5 protein-coding genes are annotated in these 6,759 nt (G+C 63.3%); 2 read left to right on the top strand and 3 right to left on the bottom strand.

The genetic code is table 11. The annotated features are described in order from the left end of the window. On the top strand, positions 1-723 hold a 723-nt coding region (locus AC1DX0_RS28405; protein WP_477357711.1), incomplete at its 5' end, for a Fic family protein. Between the two features lie 603 nt (positions 724-1,326). Beyond that, complete coding sequence (ehuB, locus tag AC1DX0_RS28400) at positions 1,327-2,199, top strand: ectoine/hydroxyectoine ABC transporter substrate-binding protein EhuB (protein ID WP_477223591.1); 873 nt, start codon at positions 1,327-1,329, stop codon at positions 2,197-2,199. 91 nt (positions 2,200-2,290) lie between these two features. Here the strand turns inward: ehuB and AC1DX0_RS28395 are convergent, their stop codons facing one another. The 3 genes from AC1DX0_RS28395 to AC1DX0_RS28385 all read right to left on the bottom strand — a co-directional run bounded on the left by AC1DX0_RS28395 (position 2,291) and on the right by AC1DX0_RS28385 (position 6,591). Further along, positions 2,291-2,725, bottom strand: a complete 435-nt coding sequence (locus AC1DX0_RS28395) for a CopG family transcriptional regulator (protein WP_477223742.1) — start codon at positions 2,723-2,725, stop codon at positions 2,291-2,293. A 5-nt stretch (positions 2,726-2,730) separates the two neighbouring features. Next, positions 2,731-4,710: a conjugal transfer protein TraG gene (locus AC1DX0_RS28390; RefSeq protein WP_477357708.1), complete on the bottom strand. Its 1,980-nt coding sequence runs from the start codon at positions 4,708-4,710 to the stop codon at positions 2,731-2,733. A 141-nt stretch (positions 4,711-4,851) separates the two neighbouring features. Then, on the bottom strand, positions 4,852-6,591 hold the full coding sequence (locus tag AC1DX0_RS28385) for a relaxase/mobilization nuclease domain-containing protein (RefSeq protein ID WP_477223589.1): 1,740 nt from the start codon (positions 6,589-6,591) through the stop codon (positions 4,852-4,854). Positions 6,592-6,759 lie beyond the last annotated feature (168 nt).

Here is a 6,759-nt window from a genome sequence, read left to right as displayed (position 1 = left end):
CCCGGGCTGCCGTCCGACAAGGATAGCTATATGAAATTCGTGGAAGATATTTATGAGAGCGATGCCTATCATTCGTTGTCGATTGAAGGCTACAGCGTTACGCCAGAACTGATCGATCGCGTGCGCGATGGCGGCTGGAATCCAGAGATCGATGAAGCAGATCGTAAGAACCGCGATGCGCTGGCCGCCCGCGGCTACTATCAGGCGTTCCAAAAGGTCAAGGATGCGGTTGCCGCGATTATCGACGGCGCACCTGCGGGTAAACTGACAAGGGATGCGCATCGCGAATGGTATAGGGAGCTCTTCGCGCCCTCAGTGAGTGCAGGCATACTGAAAGCGAGCGCTCTCGCCGGTTATCGAAACCACCCTGTGTATCTCAAGGGGTCATCTCACGTACCGCCGCGTGTGGAGGCGGTACTCGACGGCATGGATGCGCTATTCGATCTACTAGAAGCCGAAGCAGACCCCGCAGTTCGCGCTGTTCTGGGGCATTGGCTTCTCGGCTATGTTCACCCTTATCCTGACGGAAACGGACGCGTGGCTCGCTTTCTGATGAATGCCATGCTGGCATCAGGCGGCTATGCCTGGACAGTGGTGAGAGTGGAGGACCGGAAGGCATACCTCGCTGGGCTTGAACAGGCTAGCGTTGGGATGAATGTAAAGCCTTTCGCTGAATTCCTGGCGAAACGGGTCAAATGGTCCTCAGAGCAAGCTGGCAGATAACAAACAAGAAGACGATAAACCCTACGTTCCCATCAGTCTGATCCTCGCGGGTCGAATAGAGGCGATTCTTTGAAGCCACACAGGCGCCTCTGCGCCAAGGATGGTGCGGCGCGTATTTCGGCCGCATACATCTGCGGCCCATAAAGGGAGCGATTGCTTCCTCAGGCGCCTCAACTGCCGTCAGCCCGATCCTCGAAAGTGTGCCGCAGGCCGTAGAGTTTATGCTCCGATGTCGGCAGCAGTTTCTTGTTGGTGAGCACCTTGTTGACAGGCGCCGAAGAGCGAGGCTGCCTTGTCACGATTGCGCGGGAGCCCTCTGGATGGCGTTTCGTCGCCTCCAGGGTTGGCAACGGCGACCTGGAGGAAATACGCACCAGGCCGCGTAGATCAAGGCCGCGAATTCCACCATCAACCCAATCGCAACTCACGAACAAACGTATTCCCCTCGTCGCCACGAGCGAGAGCCCTCACTGCTGATATCGCAATATTCTGTACATATTTTGTATATCTATATTGACGAATTGCCGCCTTCAAACGTAGCGTCGCGCGGCTGAGGCGGAACGCCTGCGCGCAACAACTCAATCTCACGGGAGGACTGCACCGATGAAATTTCGAGCCCGATCTGCCGCCATTGGCCTGGCCTGCATCGCCTATGCCGCGCTTGTTGGATCTCTACTACCGGCCGCGGCGGAGACCACGAAAGAACGCGTCTTGAAGGAAGGACGCATCGTCATCGGCATCCATAACCGCTCGCCGTGGGGCTACAAGAAGGAGGGAACCGGCGAGTTGCTCGGCTGGCATCCGGATCTCCTCAGAGCTGCCTTCGCCGATCTCGGCGTCAAGCAGGTCGACTTCGAGGTCACCGAGTTCGGCGCCTTGATCCCGGGCCTGATGGCCGGGCGTTTCGATGCCGTCGCATCCGGCCTGTCGATAACGCCGGAGCGATGCCAACAGGTCGCCTTCGGCGCGCCCGACCTGAGATCGGACGACGCGGCGATCGTGCTCGCCGGCAACCCCAAGGCGATCCATAGCTATGCGGATCTTGCCAAGAAATCCGACGCGATCATGGGCGGCGGCCGCGGCAGCAATGTCATCAAGAACGCCATCACCGAGGGCGTGCCGGAGGACCGCATCCTGCAGTTCCCCGATATCGAGACCAACATCGCCGCACTGCGCGCCGGCCGCATCGACGCCGCGGTGTTCTCGTCCCCGACGGTGATCGGGCTGCTGGCCGGCAACAGGACCCCCGACCTGGAGCGCGCCAGCCCGTTCACGACGGACGAGAAGTCGATCAGCTACATCGCGATCGCGTTCAGGAAGGACGATGGCGAACTGCGCGACCTCTACAATCAGGGTCTGGCGAAGGTCATGTCAAACGGCACGATCGCCACCCTCATGGCCAAGTACGGATTTGGTCCCACGGAAAACGTGCCGCCAGGACTGACGACGTCGCAATTGTGCGGAGCCGCCAACTGAGCGCCATCAGCAGCAGAACCCAGCCGGCATCAACAGAGCGGGCGCCGCCGCCCTAGCGTGGGCGGCGCCTCTGCCGACATGCCTTTCATCGTCATTCCGCATCGCTGGACGGCACAACGTCTTCGGGGATTTCCTGCCGCAAGGTCGGTCCCTTGGCCAGGCGCCTGCCAAGAGCAGAGACGAATGCATCGTAGCGCTCGCTTGCCTTGGCGCGCGCCGCCTGCGCCATCGGTTCCGGCAAGGCAGGCGTGGTCGCGAGCCAGAAGCGGATGAACACCGCCAGCGTTTCAATCGAGATGCCGACATCGCGCTCCAGCCGCGCGATCCGGCGGTCGACCCGGTCGAGACGCCTGGAGATCGCCGCCTCGCTTTGCGCGTCGGCGTCGGGCGAGAGGAAAGAGGCGATCGCCGCTTCAGCGATGAGCGACTGCGAGCGATCGCGCCGGGCAGCATAGTCGAGCAGCGCCGCCATCACGGCAGGATCAAGATAGACAGAAATCTGCACCTTTTTCTTCGTCGCCGGCACAGTCGTCACAGCTCCATGCCATCGTCCGGATCGAGCGCGATCTGACGCGCCACGCCCCGCACAAGGCCAGCCATCCGGCTGCTGCTTGCAGCGAGATCATCCGCCTCGTCAGGCGCGTCGATCTCGAATTCGTTGACGAGCGGCGGCTCCGCCGTGGCCGGGGGATCGAGTTCGGGTTGACGCCGCAACTCGGAATCCGTCGATTCCTGCTGGGTTTTCACCGCGACGGGCGCGGCAGCCATCCCCGCTGGCGGAAGCGGCAACGGAAGCGTTGTCCAATCGTCAGGCTCCGGCTCGGCTCGCGCCCTAGGTGCGGGTGGCGGCAGGATGCGCTCTCGCAACCGCGGGTCTTCAAAATAGCGCGCCTTCTTCGCGCGGATCGGCGGCGTGCCCGCCAGCATGACGATCTCGTCACCAGGCGGCAATTGCATGATCTCGCCGGGCGTCAGCAATGGCYGCGCCGTCTCCGAGCGCGAAACCATGAGATGACCGAGCCATGGCGAGAGCCGGTGACCGGCATAGTTCTTCATCGCCTTCAGCTCGGTTGCCGTACCAAGGGCGTCGGAGACACGTCTGGCGGTGCGCTCGTCATTGGTCGCGAAGCTGACGCGCACATGGCAATTGTCCAGTATGGAATTGTTCGGCCCGTAGGCCTTCTCGATCTGATTGAGAGACTGCGCGATCAGGAAGCTCTTCAGCCCATAGCCGGCCATGAAAGCGAGCGCGGATTCGAAGAAGTCGAGTCGTCCGAGCGCCGGAAACTCGTCCAGCATCAGAAGCAATCGATGGCGATCCGCCCTCGCCTGCAAATCCTCGGTCAGGCGGCGGCCGATCTGGTTGAGGATGAGACGGATCAGCGGCTTGGTGCGACTGATGTCGGAGGGCGGAACAACGAGGTAGAGCGTCGCCGGACGAGAATCGGCGACCAGATCGGCGATGCGCCAGCCGCAGGCGCGGGTCACCTGCGCCACCACCGGATCGCGATAGAGCCCAAGGAAGGACATCGCGGTCGAGAGCACGCCGGAGCGTTCGTTGTCAGACTTGTTCARCARYTCCCGKGCSGCGCTGGCGATAACGGGRTGGGGTCCGYCCTGCCCCAGATGCGCCGTCGTCATCATCGCTGCCAGGGTCGMTTCGATCGGCCGCTTGGGATCGGAGAGGAATGCCGCGACGCCGGCCAGGGTCCTGTCCGGTCCGGCATAGAGCACATGCAGGATCGCGCCGACCAGAAGCGCGTGGCTCGTCTTTTCCCAATGGTTGCGCCGTTCAAGCGAGCCTTCCGGATCGACAAGAATGTCGGCGATGTTTTGCACGTCGCGCACCTCCCATTCACCACGGCGAACCTCGAGCAAAGGGTTGTAAGCGTCCGATCTTGCATTGGTCGGATCAAACAGCAGCACCCGGCCGTGCCGGGCGCGGAAGCCGGCGGTGAGGCTCCAGTTCTCGCCCTTGATGTCATGGACGATGGCCGAGCCGGGCCAGGTCAGCAGCGACGGCACGACGAGGCCGACACCCTTGCCCGAACGCGTCGGGGCAAAGCAAAGCACATGCTCCGGCCCGTCATGGCGTAGATAGTGCGGCCCGTACCGGCCCAGCACCACGCCGTCCGGCGCGAGCAGGCCTGCCGCCTGCACCTCGCTCCTATCGGCCCAGCGGGCGGAACCGTAGGTCACGACCTTCGTCGCCTCGCGGGCACGCCAGAGCGACATGCCGATCGCCACGGCGATCGCGATGAAGCCGCCCGAGGCGGCAATGAGGCCGCCACGCGCAAAGATGCCAGGCGCATAGGCATCATAGAAATACCACCACCAGAAGATGGCAGGCGGATAGTAGACTGGCATGCCGCCGATGACGAACCACGGCACCCCCAGTTGCTGCTGATAGCCCAGTTGCCACGCGGACCATTGCGTCGATCCCCAGATCGTCAAGAGCACAATCAGGAAGACAATGACGATCTGCCCCCAAAGGACTTTCGTTCCCGACATTGGTTCCTCCTCGTGGCGAAAAGTCAGCAAGGTTGATGCGAGATTCAACAGCCGTCTCGCACCGATCGCGTCGCGTCGCGCTGCCGGCAAGGAAGACAGGGGATCGGCAGCCCAAGATCCCCGGCGCAAGGGAGAGCGCGGTCACAGGCCGAGACCAGGCTTGCGGCCGAAACTCCAATCGGTGCCGCCATCAGCGCGGACAACACCGGAGACGTGATTGCCGAGATGGCGCTCCAAAGAAGGCGTCCAGGGCACAAGCTGGAAGCCGAGGCCGTCATCGATCATCGCGAAACGGCCAGATGCGAGCGCAAAGCGCTGGCTGTAGGTGCCGGACACGAAGTCGCCGCTGCCGGCACGGTTGAACGACCGGCCACTTTGGGCTGCCAGCCTGCTTCCGAGCGCGTCGAGTTCCCGTTGTCGCAGCGTGCCGATCAAGTTGCGCGCAAAGACTGTTCCGCCCGGCTTCCGCTCAGCCAGCCCCAGTCCGACCAGGTGCTCGGCGCGCCTTTCGAGCGCCAGGCGGACCTCGGCGCCGAAGCCGCCATCCGATAGTGCCGCCGCGGGACGCGCGAGCGCCTGCCGGTCGAGCCAGGTCGCCCCGTCCGCATCGACCTGTCCGCCGATGTCGAGATCGGAGCGCACGGCAAGCGCCGCCCGCCGGCGTCCCTGGGCGTCCTCAAATGTGCGCAGCTCGACGATCGAGCCCGGCGCACCATCGCCCGCCGCCTCGATATCGGCGAGCCGGACGTGATGGCAACGGCCGTCGACGCCATCGATGACCGCATAGGCGGTGCCCTTGAGTTCGTCATCCAGTCCGCGCTCGATCAGGCGGCCGATAATCGTCTCATCAATGGTCTCGGCCGCGATTACATAACTGGCGCTCGCGCGCTCGATATCGCGGGCCGAGAATGCGCGCTGCATGCGTTTGATGATATCGCCGCGCTCACCCATCGCACGCAGCGTTGCCTCCGCGCTGTCGCTGACAACCCATTGGCCGGGACCGAGTTGCTCGGCAAGCCCGAGTGTCTCCAGTCTGCGCAGCCGCCCCACCTTGAGCACGATGAATTCATCAGGCTGGCGATCGGCATGCGGCGCGAGATCGATGACACCGTTGTCGCGTGCGTCCCGGAGCAACTGGCGGTCGAGCCCGGTCCACCGCTCGGCGTCGACCTGACGCTCGACATGCCGGCGGATTTCGAGATCGGACCGGGGGCCAAGCTCCTGCGTGACCAGGTCGCTGGCGCGATCGCGCATTCCCCGGCTGATGTAGTCGCGTGAGATCACCAGGTCCTGTCCGTCGTCGGCCCGGCCGCGCAGGATGACGTGGACATGCGGATTGTCGGTGTTCCAATGATCGACCGCGATCCAGTCGAGCGCCGTGCCGAGATCCTGTTGCATGCGACCCATGAGATCGCGGGTGAAGGATTTCAGGTCGGCCATTTCGACGGCATCCTCGGGCGAGACAATGAAGCGGAAATGATGCCGGTCGTCGTTGCAGCGCGCGACGAAATCCGGGGGCGACGCTTCGTCGACTTCTGGTCCGAACATGCGGGCTCTCGCGTCGTCGCGTGTGACGCCCTCGCGCCGCAGATAGTTGAGGTGGATCGCCAGTGGCGCGCCACGCTTCGAATGACGAACCACGCGGGCCTTGATCATGGCGACGCGGGAGCGGCCGGTAAGCAAGCGGTTGGCCTGGACGCTCGCTGCCCTGCCACGTCCGAACTGCGAGCGCTTGCCTGACCCGATCCCTCCGGCCCGCGACACGCCGCCGCCAGACTTCTGAACGGCAGCAAGAGCTTGGGCGATGAAGGGCCGCGACGATTGGGCTCGTGTCGAGCGAATGCGACCTGGACGGACGCGGAACTCGCCCTCATCGGGCATCGCATGCGCCCTCACCCTGCCAAAAGTATAGCAAATACAATGATTTGCATGCGTTCAGCACATTGCGCCTGTTCGCAGCAATGTGCGGAAAGCGGCAAGAAGCCCAGCAAATACAACCAACCGACCGCCGCGCAATGTGCGCCCTTTTATCTTGCCATCCCTCGGTTG

It is taken from the genome of Mesorhizobium sp. P3_A9 (genome assembly GCF_056402975.1).
This window is presented reverse-complemented; position numbering and strand designations above follow the sequence as displayed.

Bases quoted from the DNA above. Each gene is read 5' to 3' on its own strand.
- ehuB (WP_477223591.1), top strand. From the start codon at position 1,327: ATGAAATTTCGAGCCCGATCTGCCGCCATTGGCCTGGCCTGCATCGCC.
- AC1DX0_RS28385 (WP_477223589.1), bottom strand. From the start codon at position 6,591: ATGCCCGATGAGGGCGAGTTCCGCGTCCGTCCAGGTCGCATTCGCTCG.